A 25,596-nucleotide genomic window follows, 5' to 3' on the forward strand; every position below is an offset into this window, starting at 1 on the left:
TAATGTTGAGTTTTGCGTTTATTTTACTAATAGGGAGTCAAAAATCAGAAGTTAGGAGTTAGCAGCTAGGAGTTCAGAATAATTCTATATGACTGGCTGATGACTTGTCCTTTAAAGCCGGACTTGCCTCTGACTGCGTTAACTCCTCTCATAGGCAAAACAAACAATAAGCTTATCCCATTTAAACTCCATTCCTTGATCTTTGGAGTCATCCTCACTCCTGTACACACACGATTAATCGCGTCTCTACCCCATAATTCCCATAACCAAAAATTAGCAATGTCTTCTGCCAAACAACAGCTTTCACCTAACCCCGCATCCAATCTGGATTTATTTACCATTCCCCAGTCTTTCCTTTTACAAATAGGTACAGCGTCTATATTACTATTGCTGATTACAGGAAAAACTACAGTAAGAGCATTAGAAGCCATAGGCGAAGCCAGTGAAGAATTATTTCGAGGCGATCGCCTACCTAACCTCGACTTCCCAGATGAACACGAAACTAATCCAGATGAGAATATATACACCAAATAATTATTTGCTCAGGAACAACCCGGTGAGCATTAAGTGCAAAGCCTAGAACCGTAAACAGTAATTAGCTTTACAAGAATAGAGAATATGGGTTCCCTTTTATACTCTTCGTCTCAAACTGCGGATATATACCCGGTGTCGGAATTATTTTTGCGTCATCGTCTCCAGGTAGTGGAAGAATTGTGGGAGTCAGTTCTCCGGCAAGAATGCGGTCAAAATATGGTAGACCTGTTGGGGCAGTTGCGCGATTTATGTTCACCAGAAGGACAAGCAACAAATGACCAAGCATCCTCAGCCGTCAAATTGATTGAACAACTAAATATCAATGAAGCAATCCGCGCGGCTCGGGCTTTCGCTCTCTATTTTCAGTTGATTAACATCATAGAGCAGGAATACGAACAACGGCAGCAATTGAGTCGCTATGAGGCAGAAACAGAGGCTACAGAGCCGCAAACACCAGCCAATGTCAACTATTCTTCCAATCAAAGAGAAGATGACGCGCCTGTTAGCAGGGGAATTGCAGCAGCCTTCCTGAGAAAGAGTTATCTAGAAAAAGAATTAGTCAAACCAAAAGGTACTTTCGCTGCCTTGTTTCCCTATTTATTCAAACTGAATGTACCACCCCAGCAAATTCAACGTCTAATTGCACATCTGGATGTGCGCTTAGTCTTCACAGCGCACCCGACGGAAATTGTGCGTCATACCATCCGAGATAAGCAGCGACAGGTGGTACAACTCTTGCAAAAACTGGATGCGTTGGAAAACCACTCTGGTAGCACACCAGGAGCATATCCTTGGGAAGCAGCAGATGTGCGCGAACAATTGCTCGAAGAAATTCGCTTGTGGTGGCGCACAGACGAACTTCACCAGTTCAAACCGACGGTGCTGGATGAAGTAGATTATGCCCTGCACTACTTCCAAGAAGTTTTATTTGATGGCATTCCTCAACTGTATAAACGTTTTAAACACACCCTATCCAATACCTTTCCTTGGCTAGAACCACCGAGTAAAAACTTTTGCTCTTTCGGTTCCTGGGTAGGCTCAGATCGGGATGGAAACCCATCAGTCACACCCGAAATTACTTGGCAGACAGCTTGCTATCAGCGGAAAATGGTGTTAGGGAGATATATTCAGTCAGTGAAAAATCTGATTGAATTGTTGAGTGTCTCGATGCACTGGAGTGATGTTTTACCAGACTTACTAGAATCTCTAGAGTTGGATCAGTCGCAGTTAAGCGAAGTCTATGACGCACTGGCGCTACGTTATCGACAAGAACCCTATCGGCTGAAACTGGCTTATGTGCTGAAACGGCTGGAAAATACTCACGATCGCAATTTAGCTTTGTACAATCGGGAAACGCCAAAAAATCAAGATAGTCCCCTGTATCTTTCGGGAGACGATTTTTTAGCAGAACTGCGAATGATTCAGCGCAACTTAACCGAAACAGGTTTAAGCTGTCGAGAATTAGAAAATCTGATCTGTCAGGTAGAAATTTTTGGCTTTAACTTGACACAGCTAGATATCCGCCAAGAATCATCCCGCCACGCTGATGCGCTCGATGAGATCCTGGAATACCTGCAAATATTATCTCAACCTTACAACGAACTATCTGAGGAGCAAAGAGTCGCTTGGCTCACCGCAGAACTGCAAACCCGCCGACCATTAATTCCGGCAGAATTGCCATTTTCCGAAAAAACCAATGATGTAATTGAAACGTTTCGCGTCGTGCGATCGCTCCAACAAGAATTTGGTATCAACATCTGCCAAACTTACATTATCAGCATGTGCCGCGACGTCAGCGACGTGCTGGAAGTGTTGCTGTTAGCCAAAGAAGCCAGACTTTTTGACCCCGCCATTGCTGTCGGAACTATTCAAGTTGTCCCCCTATTTGAAACAGTAGAAGACTTACAACGCTCCAGAAGCGTCATGCGGAAACTGTTTGAACTCCCGTTATATCGGGCTTTGTTAGCCGGTGGCTATGAACAGACAAAAACAGAAGATGCCGATGAAAATTCATCCTCCCCTGCCTCCCCCCTCACCCCTAATTTGCAAGAAGTAATGCTGGGGTATTCTGACAGCAACAAAGACTCTGGTTTTTTAAGCAGTAACTGGGAAATTCATAAAGCTCAAAAATCACTGCAACAAATAGCAGAAAACTATGATTTAAATTTGCGGATTTTCCACGGACGCGGCGGTTCTGTGGGACGGGGAGGCGGCCCAGCTTACGAGGCGATTTTGGCTCAACCGGGTCATAGTATCAATGGGCGGATTAAGATTACCGAACAAGGAGAAGTTTTGGCTTCCAAATACTCCTTGTTGGACTTGGCATTGTACCACATGGAAACCATAACTACAGCTGTGATTCAAGCTAGCCTGCTGCGGACAGGGTTTGATGATATTGAACCCTGGAATGAGATTATGGAAGAATTAGCAGCGCGATCGCGTCAACATTATCGGGCGCTAATCTACGAACAGCCTGATTTTGTTGACTTCTTCCACGAAGTAACTCCAATTGAAGAAATCAGCCAGTTACAAATTAGTTCCCGCCCAGCACGCCGTCCATCTGGTAAAAAAGACTTAAGCAGTCTCCGAGCTATTCCTTGGGTATTTAGCTGGACACAAACTCGCTTTTTGCTGCCTTCATGGTATGGCGTTGGCACAGCTGTACAAGAATTCTTGAACGTAGAACCAGAAGAACACTTGAAATTGCTACGTTACTTTTATGTTAAGTGGCCTTTTTTCAAGATGGTGATTTCTAAGGCCGAGATGACCTTGGCAAAAGTAGATATACAAATGGCACATCACTATGTCCAAGAATTGTCAAAACCAGAAGATCGACTCCGTTTTGCCAAGGTTTTTGACCAAATTGCCAGCGAGTTCTATCTTACAAGGGATTTGGTCTTAAAAATCACCGATCACAATCGACTCTTAGATGGTGATCCTGTATTGCAACGATCTGTACAATTACGCAATGGCACAATTGTACCCTTGGGATTTATCCAAGTTTCACTACTCAAGCGCCTACGACAGTCCCAAAATACGACTGCTACATCTGGAGTCATCCACTCTCGTTACAGCAAAGGCGAGTTACTGCGAGGGGCATTGTTAACTATTAATGGGATTGCTGCTGGGATGAGAAATACAGGTTGATTAGGAATGGGGCATTGGGCATGGGGCATTGGGCATGGGGCATGGGGCATGGGGCATTGGGCATGGGGCATGGGACAAGTGACAAATGACAAATGACAAATGACAAAAAATAGAATTTTAATTTGCACTTTTTTGGCGCTGTCATCAGGTTTTTTTGGGGCTTACACCAGTGGGCAAATTACTATCATGCTGCATAGCCAAAAGTGCCAAAATCAACCTTGGGGTTTCAAGGAGATGTGCAACGCTTGGATGACACCTGGAGCAATATGGCAAGGTAGCACAACAGGGCTATGGACAGGCACTATCTTAGGGGCGTTTGTTGGGGGTTTGGTGACGCGACAAGCTCGTGATTAGCTTTGGCAATAGAATTTGCGGCTAGACAAACAACAGCCACACCTGCGTGGGCTAAGAGAAAACAGGACTTACGCACTCAAAACCTGAAACCTAGATCCCCCCTAACCCACGCCAGTCGCCTCAAGTCGGGAAACCCGCCCACAGCGCTGGCTCCCCTTAAAAAGGGGGGAACTTTAAAAGCCCCCTTTTTAAGGGGGTTGGGGGATCTCTTGTGCGTAAGTCCTAAAAATTAAGGTTTTTAACCCACGCAGGTGGGTAAAGCCTCGTGTGACGAGGTTTTGAACCGCCCTTTTAACTGGTAAAATCTACCTATACCAAAGAAGAACAAATCACCATGCCTACCGAAACTAACCCAGGGAATCAAACTACCACAGGTGCTGATGCTATTGATGAAGCGATCGCACAGGGAATTGATTTTGATGGTTCTCCCATTCCGCCTGCCAAGCTAGAACTTTATGGAAAAGTCATGGCCCTAGAAGGCAATAGACAGCGCAGTGGGGTATCTAATACTATGCGATCGCGCATTGTGCGAATCGGTGCAAAACACATACCCCAAGCAGAACTCGACCAATTACTTGTAGATGCTGATTTTGCACCCCTAAAAGAGAAAGAAATTGCCTTTTTCTATGGTGGCAAATAAATAGAGTTAGGAGTTAGGAGTTAGGAGTTAGTTGAGATCAGATATCTTAGCAATGTCTAGCGACAAACTCTGACACTCCTTTGCACAGCGTAATGCTGCTACGTCCCTACCGCCACATGTCTGGGCTTAACGCATCAACTCAATTATTTACCTACTTATTAATCCTTCATTTATCTGAAGGGTTTTCAAATCTGTCAAACTTTCAGTTACCCTGAATAGGGTGTATTTAAATCTGTAACAAATATTTATGCCTCCTCGTTGGCCTCGCAAACCCGATCGCAAAGACCCAGATTACCGCAAGATCGATGACCGGATGAATTTTGCCGTGCATGTGGCGATCGCTGCTACCATAAATTCTGGCTTGTGGTTTTTCCACATCTTAAAAGGCACTACCTGGGAGTGGCTGCCGTGGGTCACTGTAAGTTGGATAGTAATAGTGTTGGTGCATCTAATTTATATTGCTGCGATCGCTAACTACAACCAAACTCCACCCAAATCCACCTGAAGACGGATTGCTGATGCTGGGGCGATTGTAACCTGTGGTAGTAGAATCAGCCTGTTAATTGAGCGATAATGTAAAAAAGCCTAAGATTTCGCACTCTTTCTTAATGTAGGGTTATTTTTATGGCTAAGACTAACACCACAGAACTACTGGAAGCCCTAGCAGCTGAAATTGGCGAAAATGTCTACATAGACATTGCCAAATGGCATCTTTATTTATCTAATGCCAAACTGCATACCCTTGTTGCTGAACAGTTGTATCCCCTAATTACTTCCAATGCTGTAAATGAAGACCAAGTTACAAAAGTCTTGCAATCAATTCCAGTAAAAATTGGCGGCGGGAGACGTGAACTTCCTTTAATCGATTTACTACCACTGCAATGCCAAGTTACCTTAGTAGATATTTTAGAAAAATATCAACGTGAAATCTAATCGCTAAAACCAAGATTATTTCAATTAAACAATTTTCTTCGTCAGCATTCCCTGATTCAATTTTGAATTTGAGATGCTGAATTGGGGATGAGTTTACAGTGTCAATTTTATAAAAGTAAAAATCACAGATAGATATAGATGAATCTTGTAAAATTTATTTATATATGCACTATCTGGTAAAAATTCCTTTAACAATTAAGGAATCTCAGCCTTATGATTCGGTTGAGATGTGAGTGAGTTTATCTTAAGACTTACTTTTAACTTTCATGCAAACTTATTGAGGCAATTTACATGCTTTTACAAGTCAAAGATAGTGGCGAATTGGTAAAAATTGTTGAAATTCAGGAATTACTTGACCCGAATACTAATCTTGTTCACGCAAAAGACCAAGAAGGTCAAGAAGAACAGGAACCTGAGACTTTTAAAAAAGAAAATCTTGTTTTTCCTTCAGGTGAAGTTCTACCACGCTGTTGGTTAGATGCTGACTATAGACACAACAACGCTTAATTGATTTTAAAATCAGGTAATTGGGAATGGGAGTAAACTGATTATCCATTATCAATTTATCTAACAAGAGTAGGTGCACATGTGTGCATACGTGTCAACTTAACCTGAAAGTTAGTCTAGAAGCAGCTTTTAGAGATTATCTCGTTCCCAGTCTCTGACTCTTAATGCATTCTCAGAGGCTCCGCCTCAAGACTTGCGGCAGAGCCGGCATGAGGTGCATTTCCAGCTTCTGGCTGGAAACGAGGTTTTAAAAGGCTTTCACCTTAAGTTGACACCACTAATATGTGTGCCCCTACTACTAAGTAGGTGGGCGGAAAAATTTATCACTATGTCATTGCGTTGGCGTTGGCGCAGCCTCTCCGTCAGGAGAAGGGTACGGAGCAAAGCGAAGTGAACCAATCGCAAGGGTTTTCGACGATTTACATTTTGTCATATAGTTAGGTTTATTTGTGCCTACTTACTTATGTGCCAGTTGATGATACTTCTTGTTCTGCTAGCGTCGCCGTTTCATTCTGCTGAAACTTCGGGAAAAATGCTTTAGCAATCCAGTCAGTCAAGATGTGAGACAGTAATCCTAAAGGCCCAGCAAACAAACACAAAGCTAGGGAGTGAACTGTCCAAATGCCTGTTTTCTGCCCTTCCCAATAAATCCAACGACCGACGAATAAATCCATCACTAAAAAATGAATCCAACCTGTTGCAGCAGCTGTTTCATCTGCAAAAAATCGCGCAATATCAGCTAATTGGGGATTCGATAAAGCTTGGGCATTTTCTGGCGTAATGCTGTTGATAAACAAATACAAATATAACCCAGCTAACAGCAAAAAAGGTAGATATGATGACATTATCCACCGTGTAGCTTTCCAGTTCGGCAATAAAATCATCAACGCCCAAAATGGCAATACGAAAAGATTAGCAACGTTAAATAGTTGGGATATCGTCATATTTTTGTAAAGTGAAGAATGAAAATTTATTAGTTAGGAGTGATAAGTTATGAGTTATGAGTTAAAAGAAAGAAGTTAGGGATCAAGAATAATAAATTAATATTTTTAAGTTATCAGCATTTTTTTGGGTTTGTCAATTAACTAGTTATTAATAACCCCTAATCCCTAACTCTCAAATTATAAAGCTACAAGTTGTGATTCTATTTCTGAGGATTTCAAATCACGACCAATGAAAACTAAGCGGGTTTGCCGGGCCTCTTCGGGTTTCCAGGGGCGATCGTAAAATTTATCAAACCGGGTTCCCACGCCCTGCATCACTAGGCGCATAGATTTATTTGGCACTGCCACAAAGCCTTTAATTCGGTAAATTTCTTGTTGTTGTGCTAATGTTTGCAACTGCTGTTGCAGCTTTTCTGGGTCAAAGGAACGATCCAAAATTAAATTAGCTGAGGTAATTTCTTCGTCGTGATTGTGGTCTTCTTCGGTATCGTGATGACTAGGACGAGAATCTAAATTATCTTCGACTGCGGCTTGAAATCCTAATAATATAGATGCATCAAGTTGAGAATGTAGGCGTAGTCCGCCGTAGGCATCGCTCTCGACAATCTTCACCACTCTGGGCAACTCTTGCTTAATCAATTCCTCAACTCTGGCTTTTGTCTCGGCATCCACCAAGTCAACTTTATTTAACACCACCAAGTCTGCACAAGCAAGTTGGTCTTCAAACAGTTCTTGTAAGGGTGTTTCATGTTCTAGACTATCATCTGCTTGCCGTTGGGCTGCGATCGCCTCTGGATCACTAGCAAATGTCCCCGCCGCTACCGCCGCACAATCTACGACGGTAATCACCGCATCCACAGTGGCGGCGTTGCGAATTTCCTGCCAGCGAAAAGCCTTAATCAGTGGTTTAGGTAAAGCTAAACCAGAGGTTTCAATCAAAATGCAGTCGATGCTATCTCGCCGCTTGATTAACTCTTGCATCATCGGGTAAAATTCTTCCTGCACGGTGCAGCATAAGCAGCCGTTAGTTAATTCAAAGATATTAGTATCGCCCTCATCATCTTCCGGGCAAACTTGACAGGATTTTAACAATTCGCCATCAATACCGAGTTCGCCAAATTCGTTGACTATAACCGCAATACGGCGTCCTTGGTTGTTTTGTAGCAGGTGGCGAATTAGGCTGGTTTTTCCACTACCTAAGAAGCCTGTAATTACTGTGACAGGAATTTTTGCAGCCATATTTTTGCCGGTTCTACTCAGTATGGTAAGTTCTATCGGTTACAAACTTAAATACTGAGATTAAGCTTGGTTTGAAGATTGACTTAGTTATTTTACAGCTATTTTCAGGTAAATAGACTCGCGGCGTAGAGGCACAGCAATAGCCTATTTGTTACAGCAATTTAATAAGGTACAACAAGGGTTTGAAGCCTTTAAATTTCAGGAACTTCAATGATACAGTTTAAAACCTGCCGATCGCTTGGGTTGAAAGCGGCTTAATAAGTCCTTAGCATGACTTTCAGAATCACTGTTCATCTCGCCCCGTGATCCACAGCCGACAATGTTTTTGACCCCAATTAGTCAGAATTTGCTTGACCGAGGTTAGTGAAGGGCGACTGTGGAGAAGAGAGGACAGGCAAAATTTAACCCATCTCTGATCAGATGGGTTAAGAAGATAGGTGATGCTGAATTATGCCTACATTGCATCCACCAATTCCAAACGTATCCGTTTACCAACCACTCTGGCAGCACGAGCAATGGTGTCTAAGGATACAGATAAGTTACTGGGGTCTAACAGCCGATCAAGAGATGATCTGCTAGTTTTCATCTCTTTTGCCATTGCTGCCTTATTCAACTTTTTTTCTTCCATTGCTTTGCTAATCTGCCATGCAATAACACGTTTAGCAGCAATCAGGTTAATTTCTTCAAGTGTCCCTTCTTCTTCAAGAAGGTCATCAAGAGACGAACCAACATATGGATTTTTGTTCATCTTTGCGCCTCCACTTTTTGCTTGCGTTCTAAGGCTAACTCCAATTCTCTTTGTGGAGTTTTCTGAGTTTTTTTGATAAACCCATTGAGAAGAATCATTTTTTCGTCATAAATGCAAAACAACACACGAGCTTTTCGACCTTGAGGTAAATTTGTACGTACCTCAAATAGTCCTTTACCCATTGGACGGCAAGTTGGCATCCCAATTGGCCATCCAATCTCTACTGTTTTAATATCCGCACCAATTAATTTTCGATCTTCTTGGTCTAAGTCCTTTAACCAATCACGAACAGGTTCTGTACCATTTTCGTTTTGATAGAACTGTGCAGGAATTCGTTTTTCTTCCATTTATATCAAATTTTTCTAAAAATACATAAACCTGCAAAAGTACATATTTTAGCTTTACAGAGCTATGTTTAATTAGATAAATTTGACATCACATTACTCTTGTACCTTTTTTGGTACTAATAGTCAACAGTAGACATAAGTTACTTTTCACCCATTTACTCTAAGGGCGATCGCCCCAATCCCCCAATGCGGTCAAGCCAGGGTCAGTGGAGTCAGCAGTGGGGAAGTAGAAGCCTTAAAATAATTGAGGGGCAATATCCCCATGCTTGCTTTCACAAATCAAAAGCAGTCATAGGACTATTGCCCCTAAATATTTTGAGCGTTTTTAGCGTAGGCGTAGCCCAACCCAAGCATCGCTCTTTCCTCAGAAACACCTATGAATTATCTTTCATCAGGCTGTCTGGACTTATTACTCCACACACCATAATCCGCAATCTCAACACAGTTACTCAGCAGTAACGAGTTCAGTACTACCGCGTGTACGACGCCGTGTGAGGGTGTTGTAAAGCATTATACCGATCGCCTTGATTAAATTGCCTTCCAATTCCTGAAACATCTTCATGTTCGTACCAAAGGCGGCGTTAGCTTCATCAACTATGCGATCGGTTGTAGCATCGTCAAGGGGTAATTCATCCAAAGTTTGACGATATTTGGCTTTGAATGCCTTCTCATCAGGAATCTCTGGAAATTCATAAAAGGCTGTTCCTTGCCCATCAGACAAATTCATTGCTGTTACAGCAATATTTTTGAGAATTTGTCCCCCGGATAAGTCACCCAAGTAACGAGTATATGAATGGGCGATTAACAGTTCTGGTTCAGTTTGAGATATTTCTCGGATGCGCTGTACATAAGCTTCACCTGCGGGAGATAGTTTGATTTGCTCTCTCCAGTTGGCACCAAAGTAAAAACTCAGGTCTTGCTCTAGGGTATACTTGCGGTTTAACTGGGGAAAGTTAATTTTAGAAACTATTGGGTGCTGGCGATGCTTTTCCATTTCCTCTTCCATCGCTGAGTAGACGAAGTAGAAGTTAGCAACTAGTTTCCGGTAAGAGTTTTTCTCCACTACTCCTTTTAAAAAGCACTTGACAAAACCTACATTCTCTGCCATTGTGTGGGCTTTTTTAGTGCCTACACGTAATTTGGTTGCTAAATTGCTGCTCATGCTAAAATTCTCAACTTTAAAAAGTTAACTGCCGAAGTTTTGATTCACTAACGGCTAAAAAAGCCATTAAAACGTTACCTTAAAACTTTTTGATGAGAAATTATATTAAAATTTTTTAAGCTGCAATGATTTTGTAGGTTTTTACACAGCGACAAGCACAATGCAATATAATTTTACATTTTGTTTGGTGTTTTTATTTTTTGTTGTTATGGCTGAATTTTGGTTTCCTTCTCAGCTTTCCTGAAAAACACTTGTGATCAAACAAGGGTAATATTTATTACAGTTTCTCAATAAAAATTCATAACTCAGGAGCGGAGCTTGGGATTGCTCCGCCGAGGCATCAGAATTCAGTTTGAATTGGAGTCCGACTTTCTTGATAGCGGAGCGTTAGCGAGTCCGCGTTTAAAAGAAGTTGCCACAAACTCCTCGACTCCCGCAAGGCATTTCTCTTCTGCTGCGGGAAACTAGTATTAAATATTTTTCCTTGATTATTACTATATCCCTTTATGGGTATAGTAATAATCAATTCTGAATTCTGTATTCTGACTCGTGATTTATTCTTTGTTATTAGCATTGCAAAGTATGAACTAATACAGATAATCAGGACTGAAGTTAAGGGCATAAAAGGAATAATTCGCTAAAATGTGGAGACTTTACTAATAATGTAAAAAGCAATGCTGATTTCATAAAATATTTACAATTAAAAAAGGATAAATTCAGTATTATTACGTAACAATAGCCTGATCTAGAATGAATTTCTAAAGATAAAAAGCATGTCAAAATTGCTGAATAAAGTCTTAAATGGTATTTTTCAGTTTGATTGTGTAGAGTGTTTAAACATATGGTTTCATCTATAACTCGGACGTCGGGCATTCCTGGGGGTTCTGCTTCCGAAGTTGAGGAATTGGGCAAAGGGATTGAGAGCAGTTTTGCACTGAATTTAATCCCACTGCCAGTAAATCCCTTATTTGGCACAGATGGGATTCGCGGACGAGTCGGAGAATTACTAAGTGCGCCCCTAGCATTACAAGTTGGTTTTTGGACGGGTATTGTTTTACGTAACCATGCTACTCAAGTCGGGCCAGTCATTCTCGGACAGGACTCTAGAAACTCCAGCGATATGCTGGCAATGGCTTTGAGTGCAGGGTTAACAGCCGCAGGATTAGAGGTCTGGTATTTGGGATTATGTCCGACTCCTGGGATTGCCTATCTCACCAGCATCAGTGAAGCGATCGGCGGAGTGATGATTTCTGCTAGCCATAATCCCCCAGAAGACAATGGTATTAAGATTTTTAGTGCCGATGGTGGCAAGTTACCGCAAATATTGCAGGCAGAAATAGAAGCCGGACTGCGTGGTAAAATATCACCTATTGCTAGAGTCAGTAATTTCGGACGGCATTACTCACGTTTCGAGTTAGTGGGGCATTATAGCGAGGCGTTGAAAAAACCCTTGAACAGTGCCCTAAATCTTCAGGGAATGAAGATTGTTTTAGACTTGGCGTGGGGAGCAGCCGTCGGGTTAGCACCATCAGTATTTACAGAAATGGGGGCAGAGGTAATCTGCTTGCATAACGAAGCAGATGGCGATCGCATTAATGTTAATTGCGGTTCCACACACCTAGATATTCTTGCAGCAACAGTACAAGAACAGAACGCCGACATCGGCTTTGCCTTCGATGGCGATGCTGATCGCGTCTTAGGAGTAGACAATACAGGAAGGCAAGTTAACGGCGATTACATTCTTTACCTATGGGGACTTCACTTACAACAAAAGCAACAACTACCAGACAACCTGATTGTATCTACTGTCATGGCCAACTTAGGCTTTGAGAAAGCTTGGCAACAACAGGGTGGTAACTTAATTCGCACCGCAGTCGGCGACCAATACGTGCAAGCCGAAATGTTGCGGACTGGGGCAATGCTAGGCGGCGAACAATCAGGTCATATTCTTTGCCGTCATTATGCTATGACTGGAGATGGTTTGTTAACAGCATTACATATGGCAGCTTTGGTGAAAGAGGCGGGTGTTTCCCTAGCAGAATTGGTAGATCAAAGCTTCCAGACCTATCCGCAATTATTGCGGAACGTGCGAGTTATTGATCGCGATCGCCGTTTGGGATGGCAAGATTGCCAACCTGTACAACAAGCGATCGCTCTTGCGGAAGTAGCAATGGGTGATTCCGGCAGAATTTTGGTTCGCGCCTCTGGCACAGAACCAGTGATCAGAGTGATGGTGGAAGCTGCCAATGCCGAACTTGCCAACCACTGGACAAATGAATTAGTTTCCCAAGTCCAGCAGCATCTAATGGACTAAATTAGCTATTATCTCAGCTTTTAACAAGCGTCAATATTTCGTCACAGCTTCTACAAGTTAACCAGGCTTGGTTATCTGTAGAAGCTGTGACATTTGTATTTGCATTGTCAGAGCATAAGTAAGTGGGTCAAATTAAATATAAAACCTCACCCTGCCTCCGGCTTGCCTCTCCTTGCTAAGGAGACGGATTAAGCGTAAGGTTTGATTTTATATTTAATTATGCCTACCTATTTATCTGGCTAATTTATATTTTGGAAACAGGAGAGAATCTTTTTGATAATTCCAAAAGATTAAGATTTAGCATTTTTAATCGCAAATTATTAAATCAATCAGTTAGAAATGAATTCCGATTGTACGAGTTAGAGCAATCCAAAGAAATTTGTCAACTATAATAGATTTTCTGAGGCTGATAGGCTACAGCACCACCATGCCAAAATTCAAGTCAAAATCTCAGCAATCTAAAAAGTCGAAAAAGCAGGCTAAAAAGGAAACTTCTACCCTTAGCCTCAAAGAACAGTTAGCCAAAAAGCGCAAAGCAGCTAAAGCACGTAAAGAATTCATTAGCTTACTCACCACCGCCTCCTTTGGCGGTGTCTTCGTTGGCATTGTGCTTTTTTTTGTAGCTGGGATTAAAGCAGCAGTCCCTGGTGTCTTGGGGATAATCATCATATCCCTTTCCTACAAATACCCGCGCCAAGCACTATATGCCTTCATTATTTATGTACCTATTGGGGGTACTATCACCTATTACTTGGGCAATAGTCCCATACTCCAATTAGCTAAAGATACTTTTTACGTTCCAGCGCTAATTGGACTTTGGCAGACTTGCCGTAAACAGGGGCTACCCCTAATTATTCCCCAAGGCATTAAAATCCCACTTTATATTGTTTTAGGTTGCAGTCTGCTAACGCTGTTGTTTATCAATGGTGGTCAGCAATTGAACCCGCCTAGTGTGGGACTATTTGAAAAAGCAGAGAAAGAAATACCATTAGCTATGGGAATTCTGGGACTAAAAGTATTTTTAGGCTATGTCCCCCTGATTGGTTGTGCTTACTATTTAATTCGCGATAAGCGGGATTTTCTATTTTTATCACGCCTCCAGATTGTTCTCATACTAATTTGCTGTGTGCTGGGATTTTTTCAATACCTGTTACTACTAACTGGTGTATGTCAAGGCACTAGAGGTCTTGAAGGAGATGCCTTATTTAGAGCAACACTCGATGCCAGGTGTTATATTGGTGGAGCGCTAGTATATAGTCCCGATGAAGGGGTTATTCGCCTACCAGGGACATTTGTAGCTCCTTGGCAGTGGGCATGGTTCTTAATTGCCAGCACCTTTTTTACCTTTGCCAGCGGCTTCACCGATCCCTCTCCGATATGGCGGTTGGTTGGTTTAGGTTCTTTAGTGGGAGTCTTTCTCAATTCTGTAATCTCTGGACAGAGAATCGCCTTAGCTTTAGTACCAATCTGCTTCGGGATTTTGCTATTGATCACTGGACAAATTGGCAACCTGAAACGATTTATCCCCATAGGCGTGGGGCTTGCCTTGATTGTGGGAATTGCGATGGTGACTAACCCTACTCTCGTGCAAGAGAGAACCGAGAGTTTTACGGGTCGCTGGGACGCTTCACCACCTCAAGATTTTATCATCCAGCAATTTGAAGAGAATTGGAAAAACGTAGACGGGCCACTGGGAAGTGGCTTAGGTCGAGCAACTAACTCTACCCGTGCATTGGGTAAAAGTAAGCTTGTGGAAACCTACTACCCCAAAGTACTTTATGAAGTTGGAATTATTGGAGTACTAGCGTTTCTGGGTTTGGTAACAAGTTTAACAATTATTGGCTTTAAAACCTATCGCTCCATAAAGAACCGTAATTTCCGCAGTTACGCAGCAGCTTTGTGGCTGTTTATAGTGTTTATCAGCTACAACACCTACTACTATCCTCTGGATGTTGATCCGGTTGCTGTCTATTATTGGTTTTTTGCAGGAGTTCTTTTTAAAATACCAGAACTAGATAAACAAGAGAGAAAAGATGCTGAATCTCAACCACAAATTCCAAATAAACGATTAAAAACAAAATTTTAAGGAGGATAAAATGGTGAAAGTTATTATAGGTGGTCAACAACATCTCAGCGTTCCTAATCTTCCTCGTAATTCTGAACATACTCTGATTCGTTCTAAAACTTTTCTCACAGGCAAATATCCTATAGATAAAGTTTGGTATCCTTTAGGAAGTTTTATGCCTTGGCGACCTGTATGGGGTGGATACGAGGTAATTCATACTTTTAATAGAATTATCTGTACTAATAAACCTTGGTTTGTCACTTTTGAAGATCATCGGTTTTTGTATAGAGATCCGCAAACTCAACTAGAAGAATTCACTTATAAATTTCTGAATAATCGTTTGGCACTAGAAAACTGCAAAAAAATTATTGCCATATCTGATTATGCTAGATTGCGATTCATGAACTGGGTACAAGAATGGGATACAATATCAAAAATAATCGGTAAAGTAGATGTCATACACCCAAATTTCCCTGTGAGGGTTAACCAGTATAAATCTTATCAAAATCAGCAAAATCTTCAACTTATTTTTATTGGCAACCACATTGCCAGAAAAGGCGGAGTTGTGGCTTTAAGACTAGCCAAGAAAGCAACAAAGTTAGGTTTACCTATTACTATACATATAGTGTCTGAACTATGGTGTGGTGTCGGCGTACCTACTGATTTTCCTGATGCTAATAGATATGCAGAAGATTTAAAGTTACTCGATTTAAATAATGTCGTTTTCCATAACATAATTCCGAATGCAAAAGTTATAGAATTACTATCACAAAGTCATTTTCAACTGATGCCATCATTAATGGATACCTATGGTTATAGCATTATTGAAGGTTTCTCTGTTGCGACTCCGGCAATTACAACCAATGTATGTGCTTTGACAGAAATTGTTCGTCACGGTGAAAATGGATATGTTTTAGAATTACCACTGGACAAACTCAGACATTGGGGTAATTGGCTAAATGGTGAAAAAACTAAAACTGAAGAATATTGGGAAATTGTCAATCATACCTACGATGATTTAGCAGAGCAGGCATTACAACAAGTACAAGAATTTTTAGATAGAAGTGATAAACAGGAACATTACGAGTCTCTCAGTGCTGGAGCTTTAGCACAAGTGATCAATGTCCACGACGCTGAAAAACAAAATAAGTTATTCGATAATCTCTACACAGCAGCGGCAAGGTTATACTGAAGGTTCGGATGTATTAGTAGATAAACTGTACCTTCAGGAGTGCCAAGTGTTGTTAGCGGTAGCGGGGCGTTTAGTCTGTGCTGAGTAACCCCATACTTCGGTAAGCTCAGTAACCAACTCTAACAATTATTAGCTTTAAAACCTATTGCTCCATAAAGAACCATAATTTCCGCAGTTACGCAGCAGCTTTGTGGTTGTTTATATTGTTTATTAGCTACAACACCTACTACTATCCTCTAGATGTTGATCCAGTTGCTGTCTATTACTGGTTTTTTGCAGGAGTTCTTTTCAAATTGCCAATATTAGATAAACAAGAGAAGAAAGAAGCAGATCCTAAGCAAGCAGGAAAACAAAAACGTCTAATAAGCTGACGGGACATAGTGAAAATACTCCAGTACGCTATCGGTGGACAGAAGCTTGCTTGTGTATTAAGCTTAACCAAGAGTTGCTAAATCTTCTTAGTGGCTAAGTCTGGTATCTTTCTAGTTATCACCAGGTATTAGCGAATAACCAGCCTGTAAAGGTCGAATTACTGGATATCAAGCTGAATATAAACTCCGAGATATCACATAGATGAATACTCCTAGTCAAATACGCCAAACTAGATTTAATTGGATTGATCAGACAAAAGGATTAGCAATTTTAGCAATTGTCATATTTCATTTTTTCCAAAATTATCCAGAGCGATCGCAACTAATTTCAGTTTTAGATAGTAATGGAGCAAAGCTCGGATATGCTGCTGTAGATATATTCTTTTTAATGGCTGGGTTGAACACAAGTTATGCTCTCATCTCTAAGTTACAAAAAAATCAGATAGTACCGATTAAAATTAATTGGAGATTATGGTTAATTAAACGTTTGTATAGAATATATCCTGCTTATATACTAGCTGTTATATTAAGTTGCTTACTTTATTTATTTACTAATAGTAAGATTAATTTAAACCTAAATTTTTTCTTATCATTTATAGGTATAGCCGGGATAAAATTCCAATCAATCAACCCTGGATTTTGGTTTTTCACAGTAATTCTAGAGGCTTATTTACTTACACCATTGATATTTTCATTTTCCCATAAAAAGCCGAATAAAATATTATTTTTAGGACTTACGGGAGCAATAATAACGAAGCTTTTAGCTTTTTACTTTTTTATAGTTGATGATACGAATATTTATTTATTTTTATTGCAAAATAATTTTATAGGAAGTTATCTATTTCAGTTCTGTCTGGGACTTTATTGGGGATTTATCTATGCCGAGCATCAAACTTTTAGAAAAATAGATTTTATTGTTGCAAGTATTATTTTTAGTATGGGAATTCTTATTTTTGCTATCTTAACTATTTTTAAAATAAAATATATATATATGTTAGGTATAGATATGCTGTTTACTCCTTTATTTTTTTTGGGTATTCAAGCATTATTATACCGTCTCGATAAAATAGCTAAAATTGGACGTATACTAAGCTTTGTTAGTATATTAGGAATTTATTCTTATCAAATTTATCTAATTCATCAACCTTTGTATTTTGTTTTATTACCTAAATTATATTCTATGATTCAGATAAATAACTATTTGAAGATAGGGGTTTCTTTAATGATAGTGAGTATTTTACTGGCAATTTATGTATTTTCATTTATTAAAATAGAGCGATTCGTAATGAAAATGTTTGGAAAAGTGATGAGTAAGCAAAATTAGTGTTTTGCATGATTAACGAAAATTCCAATTACCTTTAGATAAAGTAGTAGAAAAAATTATGGCTAATTACCCTTTAATTTCTGTAGTTATACCAACCTATGAGCGAGAGGAACCTCTACGCGATAGTATTGTGGATGTTCTAAAACAGGACTATCCAAATTTTGAAGTTTTAGTTGTAGACCAAACCTCAAAACACCAAGCAGAAATTCAAGCCTACCTGGAAGAGATGGCGGAGGCAGGTAAAATTAAATGGTTGCGCTTAGATTGGGCAAGTTTGCCAGGGGCGCGGAATTATGCCGTCCGGCGGTCATCTGGTGAAATAATATTATTTATTGATGATGATGTTCAGCTAACGCCTGGATTGCTAGCAGCCCATGCGAAAAATTATTTGCAAAACCCAGAGGTGGGCGCTGTGGCAGGACGGGTATTTGACAGAATGAAATTGGGTGATTCTGGGGGAGATTTAGAGATTGAATATCTGCCTCCCCAGGCAATGGACCCAGGAATTGCTTGGTATCATATTGATTTAGTACATACTATCAAACCCCAGCAAGTACTGACAGCGAGGGGTTGTAATATGTCTTTTCGACGCGATATTTTTACTAAGTACGGACTGAGATTTGATGAGAGGTTTGGCGGTAGTGCAGTGCGCGAAGAGTCAGATTTTTGTTTGCGAGTGCGACAAACGGGGTATAAGATTTGGTACGACCCAGAAGCCCATTTGGTGCATTTAGGCGAAGAAACAGGGGGTTGTCATGATATTAGTATGCGATCGCTCAAATATCAACTCACCTTCTACCACAACCATTTTTTACTGGGGCTGAAAAACCTCACTCCGACTCAAGCTTTACGCCTATACGCTCGTTTATTTGACTGTCACGTCCTGGGACGCCCACCTTGCCATAAAAGCGGTTCCCCTATCAAAATTGCCACTCGCGGTATTTTCTACATTTTGGGTTTTTTCAAAGCTTTGGGTACTGTCATTCAATCAATATGGAACGATGGTCAAATTTACAGTCGGTTTGATCAAAAAGTTTCGTGATTGGGCATTGGGCATTGGGCATTGGGCATTGGGCATTGGGCATTGGGCAAAAACTCTCTAAAACTCTTATTTCTTTGCGTCCTTTGCGTCTTTCTCTAACGAGACGCTGCGCGAAGGCGGTTCATTTTTTCATAATTTTGCGTAAGTACTGGTTGTTTAAAAAAAATGACAAATGACAAATAATAAATAACAATGAAAATCTTAGTTGCTAGTCACACTTATATCGTAGACCTCAACTGTGAAAAATTACGCGCTTTATCTCAACTAGAAGCGGGAGTTGAAGTGACAGTTGTAGTCCCAAAGCGCTGGAAACCAGGTGGCGTGCAAAACAGAATTATTGAAACTGAATACCGCAATGAAGGCAGATTTAGAATAGTTCCCGTTTCTAATTTCAGTCAAAATCATCAAGGACTTCTGACATTTGGGGCTGATTTGATATCTTTGTTAAAACAGTTTCGTCCCCAAATCATCCAGGTGGAACAAGGGTCTAGAGCATTGGCTTATACTCAGATGATTGGTTTAAATAAACTCTTAGGACTCAAAGCAAAAAATGTATTTTTTACTTGGTGGAATCTACCATACAGCCTGAAGCTACCAGTTTCTTTGTTAGAAAAATATAACCTCCATCACAGCCACGGTATTATTTCTGGCAATCAGGATGGAGCAGAAGTTTTGCGACAACGAGGATATCAAGGGTCAATTAAAGTCATGCCACAACTGGGCGTAGATGAAAGTCTATTTACTCCCAAACCCCAACCAGAGTTAGCAGCTAAGTTGGACATTGAAAAAGGAGATTTTGTGGTAGGTTTTGTCGGGCGTTTTGTGCAAGAAAAGGGTTTATTAACACTTTTGCAAGCCTTAATAACTTTGAAAAATAAACCTTGGAAATTACTTCTGCTAGGACGCGGAGAGTTGCAAAGTGAATTAATCAAAATTGCGGTAGAAAATAATATTAAAGAGCGGTTAATTTTGGTAGAGAGTGTGCCTCATGATGAGGTTGCAAACTATATCAATTTAATGAGTACTTTGGTACTGCCTTCAGAAACAACTTACAAATTTAAAACCTTAACTTCTGTTGGCTGGAAAGAACAATTTGGTCATGTCCTAATTGAGGCAATGGCTTGCCAAGTCCCTGTAATTGGTTCTGATTCTGGTGAAATTCCCTATGTAATTGGCGATACTGGTTTAGTATTTCCTGAAGGTGATACTCAAGCCCTTGCTAATTGCTTAGTTCAATTAATGGATAAACCCTCTTTTGCTTATACTCTCGGTGAAATGGGTTATCAAAAAGCAATGATTAAATATACAAATCAAGCTTTAGCTAAACAGCAATTAGAATTTTATCAAGAATTGGTTAATAGTCATTAGTCATTAGTTATTAGTAGACCTCTTGCATAAATCACAAATAAGAACCCCAAAGAGCCAAAGCGTAGCTTTGTCTCCCCTAAGAGCAGGCTCTTAGGGGATTAAGGGGAGCCAGTGCCGGAACAGGAGTCTCCCCAAGTAGAGCATCTGGCGTGTGCGATGTTAGGGACTTTTGCAAGATATCTAGTGAATAAAAAATGACAAATGACAAATGACAAATGAAAATATTACAAATGAAAATATTACAAATTGTCCCCTCAATTTCTCTGATTTACGGCGGCCCCAGTCAAATGGTACTAGGACTAGCTCCAGCGTTGGTAAAAGAGGGAGTAGAAGTTACAATTCTCACAACTGATAGTAATGGCGATAATGGTCAAACACCTTTGGATGTTCCTTTAAATCGCCCAATTAAACAAGATGGCTATGAAATAATTTACTTTCGTTGTGCCCCGTTTCGTCGCTACAAATTTTCCCTAGATTTATTAAACTGGCTAAAACGTCATGCTCACGAGTTTGATATAGCACATATTCATGCTCTATTTTCCCCAATAATTAGTGCTGCTGCTATTGTATGTCGTCAGCAAAAGCTACCTTATATTTTCCGTCCTTTGGGTACTCTCGATCCGGCTGATTTACGCAAAAAAAAGCAATTAAAACAGCTTTATGTCGCAATTATAGAACGTCAAAATTTAGCTGGTGCGGCAGCAATTCATTTTACCAGCGTTCAAGAAGCCAAAATATCAGAACGATTTGGAGTATCTACGCCAGATTTGGTGATTCCGTTGGGTGTAATTCCCCGTCAATCCCCTCTTAAAAATGTATATAGTCAGCTGGAAATACCGGAGGATGTACCGTTGGTGCTGTTTATGTCACGAATTGACCCGAAAAAGGGGTTAAATTTGTTAATTCCGGCGCTAGAGAAGCTGTTAGCGGTTGGTTATAAGTTTCATTTTGTCTTAGCTGGAACAAATCCCCAAGATCCAGATTACGAAAAAAAGATAATATCCCAAATTCAAAATTCACCACTGCGATCGCACACTACAATTACGGGCTTTGTCACTGGTGAATTAAAAATTAGTTTACTACAAGCTGCTGATTTATTTGTCTTACCTTCCTATTACGAAAATTTTGGGATTGCTGTCGCGGAAGCGATGGTAGCAGGAACACCGGTGGTAATTTCTGACCAAGTGCATATTTGTCAACAGGTGCGTGATAGCGAGTCGGGTTGGGTAGGCGCAACAGATGTGCAAGCGCTGGTAGAGTTACTGCAAGAAGCTTTGCAAAATCCCGCAGAACGCCAACGACGGGGATTAAACGCCCAAAAATATGCCTTGGAAAATTTTAGCTGGGATGCGATCGCTAGGCAAACAATCCAAGCCTACCAGCAAATTCTGGCGAACAAATTAATTTAACCCAATGCAGACAATAGCAGTTTTTGCCAAATAGGTGTAGCCAGTTCACAAAGGCAGCATCTCAATGAGTGTAAAAAGCCTTGTAAAACCTCAGTCCAACCCTCTGCTTACCAAGGAGAGGGAGCAAGAATCTTGTTTCTCATCTGGTATATTTGCCAAATAGGTGCAGCCAATTCACAAAAGACCTAAAGAGCATCTCTCCTCAAGCTTTTAGGTACTTTCCCCTGAGTCTTGAAGAATAACTGTTCCTTTCTTTTCCCCACGTTCCCATGCGCCCCACGATACACTGTTTCTAAAAGTTGTTGTCTTTTTTGGGAGATCATAGATACAATCGTCGCTCAATGCCTTATATGCTCACCCTATCCAGGGATGGGGTATTACGACACCTTTAATAAAAAGCTACTACCTGACGCAATGTGCAACTTTTTCTTACAACCCCCGCAACGCACTGGCTCCCCCACAGGGAGAGAGGCTTTGATTCTTGCTCCCCTTCCCGACAAAGTAAGGGGTTGGAGGTTAGGTTTGAAAGAAAGTTGCACACGGGGCTACCTCACTAACCAGTTTTGAACTTTTCCCTGATTTTATGTTTGTCAATACCTTCATCAGACGTCCAGTCCTGACGACGGTCTGCACGTTCATTATTTTGCTGCTGGGAAGCATCTGTATTCCGATTCTCCCCATTTCTCAGCTACCAGACCTCGCTCCCGTGCAAATCACCGTTAGCTCCAACAATACTGGTGCGGATGCTCAAACAACAGAAAGCACTGTCACTAACATTATTGAGCGACAAATTAATGGTGTTAAAGATGTATCTTATATATCTTCTAATACGGGTAATGATGGTTCTAGCAATATAACTGTCTCCTTCCCAACTAATGTTAATAGCGATATTGCTCAAGTAAACGTTCAAAATAAACAAGGACTTGCTGATCCTCAATTGCCAGATACTGTTCAACGAACAGGTGTCACCGTTGAAACGGCATCAAGCAGTCTCCTTCTCGTCTTTGGGTTTTACTCAGAAAATAATGAGTATGACAACATTTTTATCAGTAACTATGTCGATCTGTATATTTTCGATCAGATCAAACGGCTTCCTGGTGTAGGAAAAGCGACGATTTTTGGGGAGCGCAAATATGCCATGCGTCTTTGGCTTGATCCCAACAAGCTTGCTCAACATCAATTGACTCCTCAAGATGTGGTAACTGCCCTGCAAGAACAAAATATTCAGGTGGGTGCAGGGGCAATTGGTAAGGAACCAGCACCAGCTAATCAAAGCTTTGAATTTGCTTTACGGGCAACCAGTCGCTTTAAAGAAGCAGCTGAATTTGAGGACATGGTGCTGAAGGTAAGTCAAGGTCGCACTAATAGCAGCACTAATGGCAGCACTAATGGCAGCACTAATAGCAGCACTAATAGCAGCACTAGTAGCAGCCTAGTTAAGGTCAGAGATATCGGTCGAGTTGAACTGGGAGCAGAGAGCTATCTCGCTGATGCCAAATTCACCATCCCAGGAAATGCTCCCAAGTCAGCCGTGGGTTTGGGGATATATCAACTTCCGGGTAGTAATGCTCTACAAGTTGCTCATGCTGTTGAAGAGCAGATTGCAACACTATCGAAGAGTTTTCCACCTGGACTAAAAGCACAGTTGGCATTTGATACCACTCCATTTGTAGAAATTTCTTTAGAAGAAGTTCTACATACTCTGGTTGAGGCGATTATCCTGGTGGTCTTGGTAATTTTTGTCTTTTTGCAAGACTGGCGTACCACGATCATTCCCACTGTTGCGATCCCCGTTTCCCTGATTGGGACGTGTGCGGCTCTGTTGGTTTTAGGATTTCAGATTAATACACTCACCTTATTTGGTTTCGTCCTCGCGATCGGTATCGTCGTCGATGATGCCATTATTGTGGTGGAGGCGGTTGCAGTCAAACTAGAGGAGGGCATGAAGCCCTTTGATGCCGCCGTCGAAGCCATGAAGGAGTTAACCGGGGCAATCATTGCCACTTCACTTGTACTGATGGCGGTATTTATTCCAGTTGCATTCATTCCGGGCACTACTGGGATTGTCTACAAACAATTTGCGTTAACCGTTGCTTGCTCCATTGGCATCTCGACTTTCAATGCCTTAACTTTCTCTCCGACTATGGCAGCCATCCTGATGCGCCCTGCTCAGACTCCACGGGGCCCTTTGGGGTGGTTTTTTAGGCAGTTTAATCGGGGATTTAGCTGGTTCACGCGCCGCTATGTCGGATTTGTTAGCTACCTTACCCATATCAAGCCGATTGTAATTGGGGTTTTCATCACTGGTTTAGTAGCAACAGTTTTGATGTACAGAGCAGTGCCTACCGGATTTATTCCAGAGGAAGATCAGGGTTACTTTTTTGTAGTTGTCCAGGGGCCTGATGGGGTTTCTTTGAAATACACCGAATCTGTGATGGAGCGGGTTGTCAAGGAAGTAACATCGATTCCTGAAGTTCAAGCTAGTTTTATGATTAGTGGCTTTGGTTTCGATGGGAATGCTTCTAATTTAGGCATTGCCTTTGCTAACCTGAAACCCTGGAAAGAGAGAACTCTAGAATCTCAGTCTGTCTATGGAATACTTCAGAGGATGAACAAAAAGCTCTCTGCAATTACAGATGCTAGAGCGATCGCTGTGAATGCTCCTCCGGTTAGAGGGTTAAGTACTACAGGTGGTTTTGAGTTTATCATTCAAGACAAAACCGGAAGTGCGCCGATTCAAACCCTGGTTGATACTGCTAACAAATTCATTGGGGCAGCAAATAAAAACCCTGTTCTCCAACGAGTATTCACTCAGTTCACCGCAGACACTCCCCAATTTGACATCCAAGTGAACCGCAACCAAGCCAAAGCTCTCAACGTCGAACTCAACGACATCTTTGGGGCGTTGCAAAGTTACTTGGGGTCGCAATATGTGAATGACTTTGTGCAGGGACAACGACAGTATCGAGTATATGTCCAAGCAGATGGGATTTTCCGCTCTAATCCCGATGATATTGGCAAGCTGTATGTTCGCTCTGCAACTGGGGCGATGATTCCATTGAGCAATTTGGTAAAGGTTACTCCCTTTGTGGGGCCGAAAACCATTTCGCATTATAACTTGTACAGGTCAATCAAAGTCCAGGGCGCTCCTGCTCCCGGTGCTAGTTCTGGACAGGCGATTCAAGCGATGGAGAAACTAGCAGCAGAGGTCTTACCTCAAGGCTTTGGTTATGAATGGACAGGGACTTATCTCCAGGAGAAGACATCTGGCGGATCTACAGGCTTGATTTTTGGCTTAGCGATCGTTATTGTTTTTCTGGTGCTATCGGCTCAGTATGAAAGTTATATTGACCCGATCATTATTTTGCTGACAGTTCCCCTAGCAGTTTTGGGAGCGATGACGGCGATTTGGCTACGTTCCAATATTTTCATGGCAAGTAGCCTCTTCCCGAAAGTGGTGGATGATATCTATTGCCAGGTAGGTTTGGTAACTTTGATTGGTCTAGCCGCAAAGAACGCGATTTTAGTCGTGGAATTTGCCAATCAGCTACATGAGCAGGGCATGAGCTATACACGGGCGGCAGTGAAAGCGGGGCAAGAACGTCTGCGACCGATCTTAATGACTTCCTTTGCAGCGCTGTTAGGATTTTTACCCTTGGTGATCTCTCAAGGGGCTGGAGCCAGCAGCCGTTGGTCTTTAGGAACGGCGCTCTTTGGGGGGCTGATGCTTGCGACGTTCTTGAGTTTGTTCTTAGTGCCAATTCTTTACATCTTAGTCAAGAGCGCGGCTCAGGCTATATTACCTCGGAAGGGATCGGGTGGCTCAAAGCCTCCAGATTCTCCTAATGGAACTTTGGGATCTGAACATCGGGTTTTGCCTGCTGGCTCAACTCAGCCAGAGACACAACTTAGGTCGCAGCAGGATGGGATAACCTGATTGCCGTTGTTAAATCTCT

The 25,596-nt window shown here is 41.4% G+C and carries 20 protein-coding genes and 1 pseudogene; 16 read left to right on the forward strand and 5 right to left on the reverse strand.

The genetic code is table 11. From position 1 onward, the window contains the following. Positions 1-279: 279 nt before the first annotated feature. The 7 genes from PUQ00_RS01485 (at position 280) to PUQ00_RS01515 (ending at position 6,115) form a co-directional block, all read left to right on the forward strand. A complete protein-coding gene (locus tag PUQ00_RS01485; protein WP_300412449.1) occupies positions 280-534 on the forward strand; it encodes a hypothetical protein in 255 nt (84 codons plus the stop codon). Between the two features lie 84 nt (positions 535-618). After that, positions 619-3,681 (forward strand): phosphoenolpyruvate carboxylase, encoded by a 3,063-nt coding sequence (gene ppc / locus PUQ00_RS01490; protein ID WP_300412451.1) that lies wholly within the window; start codon positions 619-621, stop codon positions 3,679-3,681. A gap of 99 nt (positions 3,682-3,780) precedes the next feature. Then, complete coding sequence (locus PUQ00_RS01495) at positions 3,781-4,035, forward strand: hypothetical protein (protein WP_300412453.1); 255 nt, start codon at positions 3,781-3,783, stop codon at positions 4,033-4,035. 334 nt (positions 4,036-4,369) lie between these two features. Next, entirely contained in the window at positions 4,370-4,675 is a 306-nt protein-coding gene (locus PUQ00_RS01500) for a DUF4090 family protein (RefSeq protein WP_300412455.1), read from the forward strand. Positions 4,676-4,922: 247 nt separating this feature from the next. After that, entirely contained in the window at positions 4,923-5,180 is a 258-nt protein-coding gene (locus PUQ00_RS01505) for a hypothetical protein (RefSeq protein ID WP_300412457.1), read from the forward strand. Between the two features lie 119 nt (positions 5,181-5,299). Continuing rightward, on the forward strand, positions 5,300-5,608 hold the full coding sequence (locus tag PUQ00_RS01510; protein ID WP_300412459.1) for a DUF3181 family protein: 309 nt from the start codon (positions 5,300-5,302) through the stop codon (positions 5,606-5,608). Between the two features lie 291 nt (positions 5,609-5,899). After that, positions 5,900-6,115 (forward strand): acetyltransferase, encoded by a 216-nt coding sequence (locus PUQ00_RS01515; RefSeq protein ID WP_300412461.1) that lies wholly within the window; start codon positions 5,900-5,902, stop codon positions 6,113-6,115. A 461-nt stretch (positions 6,116-6,576) separates the two neighbouring features. Here PUQ00_RS01515 and PUQ00_RS01520 read toward each other — a convergent pair whose 3' ends face one another. The 5 genes from PUQ00_RS01520 to PUQ00_RS01540 form a co-directional block, all read right to left on the reverse strand. Next, entirely contained in the window at positions 6,577-7,059 is a 483-nt protein-coding gene (locus tag PUQ00_RS01520; RefSeq protein ID WP_300412463.1) for an ABA4-like family protein, read from the reverse strand. Positions 7,060-7,236: 177 nt separating this feature from the next. Next, positions 7,237-8,298, reverse strand: coding sequence for a cobalamin biosynthesis protein CobW (gene cobW / locus PUQ00_RS01525; protein ID WP_300412465.1), 1,062 nt, complete (start codon positions 8,296-8,298; stop codon positions 7,237-7,239). A 454-nt stretch (positions 8,299-8,752) separates the two neighbouring features. Further along, the gene (locus PUQ00_RS01530; RefSeq protein ID WP_300412467.1) at positions 8,753-9,046 is read right to left on the reverse strand and encodes a Fis family transcriptional regulator; all 294 of its coding nucleotides are present in this window, start codon (positions 9,044-9,046) and stop codon (positions 8,753-8,755) included. Next, on the reverse strand, positions 9,043-9,393 hold the full coding sequence (locus PUQ00_RS01535) for a type II toxin-antitoxin system RelE/ParE family toxin (protein WP_300412469.1): 351 nt from the start codon (positions 9,391-9,393) through the stop codon (positions 9,043-9,045). Before PUQ00_RS01535 ends, PUQ00_RS01530 begins: the two co-directional genes overlap by 4 nt. Before the next feature lie 445 nt (positions 9,394-9,838). Next, the gene (locus tag PUQ00_RS01540) at positions 9,839-10,555 is read right to left on the reverse strand and encodes a heme oxygenase (biliverdin-producing) (protein WP_300412471.1); all 717 of its coding nucleotides are present in this window, start codon (positions 10,553-10,555) and stop codon (positions 9,839-9,841) included. 841 nt (positions 10,556-11,396) lie between these two features. Here PUQ00_RS01540 and glmM point away from each other — a divergent pair. From glmM to PUQ00_RS01585, 9 genes and pseudogenes are all read left to right on the forward strand, one after another. After that, positions 11,397-12,869 (forward strand): phosphoglucosamine mutase, encoded by a 1,473-nt coding sequence (glmM, locus tag PUQ00_RS01545; RefSeq protein ID WP_300412473.1) that lies wholly within the window; start codon positions 11,397-11,399, stop codon positions 12,867-12,869. 427 nt (positions 12,870-13,296) lie between these two features. Continuing rightward, complete coding sequence (gene hpsL, locus PUQ00_RS01550) at positions 13,297-14,955, forward strand: hormogonium polysaccharide biosynthesis protein HpsL (protein WP_300412628.1); 1,659 nt, start codon at positions 13,297-13,299, stop codon at positions 14,953-14,955. Between the two features lie 10 nt (positions 14,956-14,965). Further along, positions 14,966-16,126 carry a glycosyltransferase family 4 protein gene (locus PUQ00_RS01555; RefSeq protein WP_300412475.1) on the forward strand — a complete coding sequence of 387 codons (1,161 nt, stop codon included), beginning with the start codon at positions 14,966-14,968 and terminating at the stop codon, positions 16,124-16,126. A 116-nt stretch (positions 16,127-16,242) separates the two neighbouring features. Further along, a pseudogene (locus PUQ00_RS01560) lies at positions 16,243-16,497 on the forward strand (hypothetical protein); the annotation flags it as partial. Positions 16,498-16,699: 202 nt separating this feature from the next. Further along, the gene (locus PUQ00_RS01565; protein WP_300412477.1) at positions 16,700-17,821 is read left to right on the forward strand and encodes an acyltransferase; all 1,122 of its coding nucleotides are present in this window, start codon (positions 16,700-16,702) and stop codon (positions 17,819-17,821) included. A 58-nt stretch (positions 17,822-17,879) separates the two neighbouring features. After that, complete coding sequence (hpsN, locus tag PUQ00_RS01570) at positions 17,880-18,863, forward strand: hormogonium polysaccharide biosynthesis glycosyltransferase HpsN (protein WP_300412479.1); 984 nt, start codon at positions 17,880-17,882, stop codon at positions 18,861-18,863. Between the two features lie 192 nt (positions 18,864-19,055). Continuing rightward, positions 19,056-20,231: a hormogonium polysaccharide biosynthesis glycosyltransferase HpsO gene (gene hpsO, locus PUQ00_RS01575; RefSeq protein WP_300412481.1), complete on the forward strand. Its 1,176-nt coding sequence runs from the start codon at positions 19,056-19,058 to the stop codon at positions 20,229-20,231. Between the two features lie 230 nt (positions 20,232-20,461). After that, positions 20,462-21,640 (forward strand): hormogonium polysaccharide biosynthesis glycosyltransferase HpsP, encoded by a 1,179-nt coding sequence (gene hpsP / locus PUQ00_RS01580; protein ID WP_300412483.1) that lies wholly within the window; start codon positions 20,462-20,464, stop codon positions 21,638-21,640. A gap of 583 nt (positions 21,641-22,223) precedes the next feature. Continuing rightward, positions 22,224-25,577, forward strand: coding sequence for an efflux RND transporter permease subunit (locus tag PUQ00_RS01585; protein ID WP_300412485.1), 3,354 nt, complete (start codon positions 22,224-22,226; stop codon positions 25,575-25,577). Positions 25,578-25,596 lie beyond the last annotated feature (19 nt).

It is taken from the genome of Nostoc sp. S13 (genome assembly GCF_029379315.1).
Classification (GTDB): Bacteria; Cyanobacteriota; Cyanobacteriia; order Cyanobacteriales; family Nostocaceae; genus Nostoc.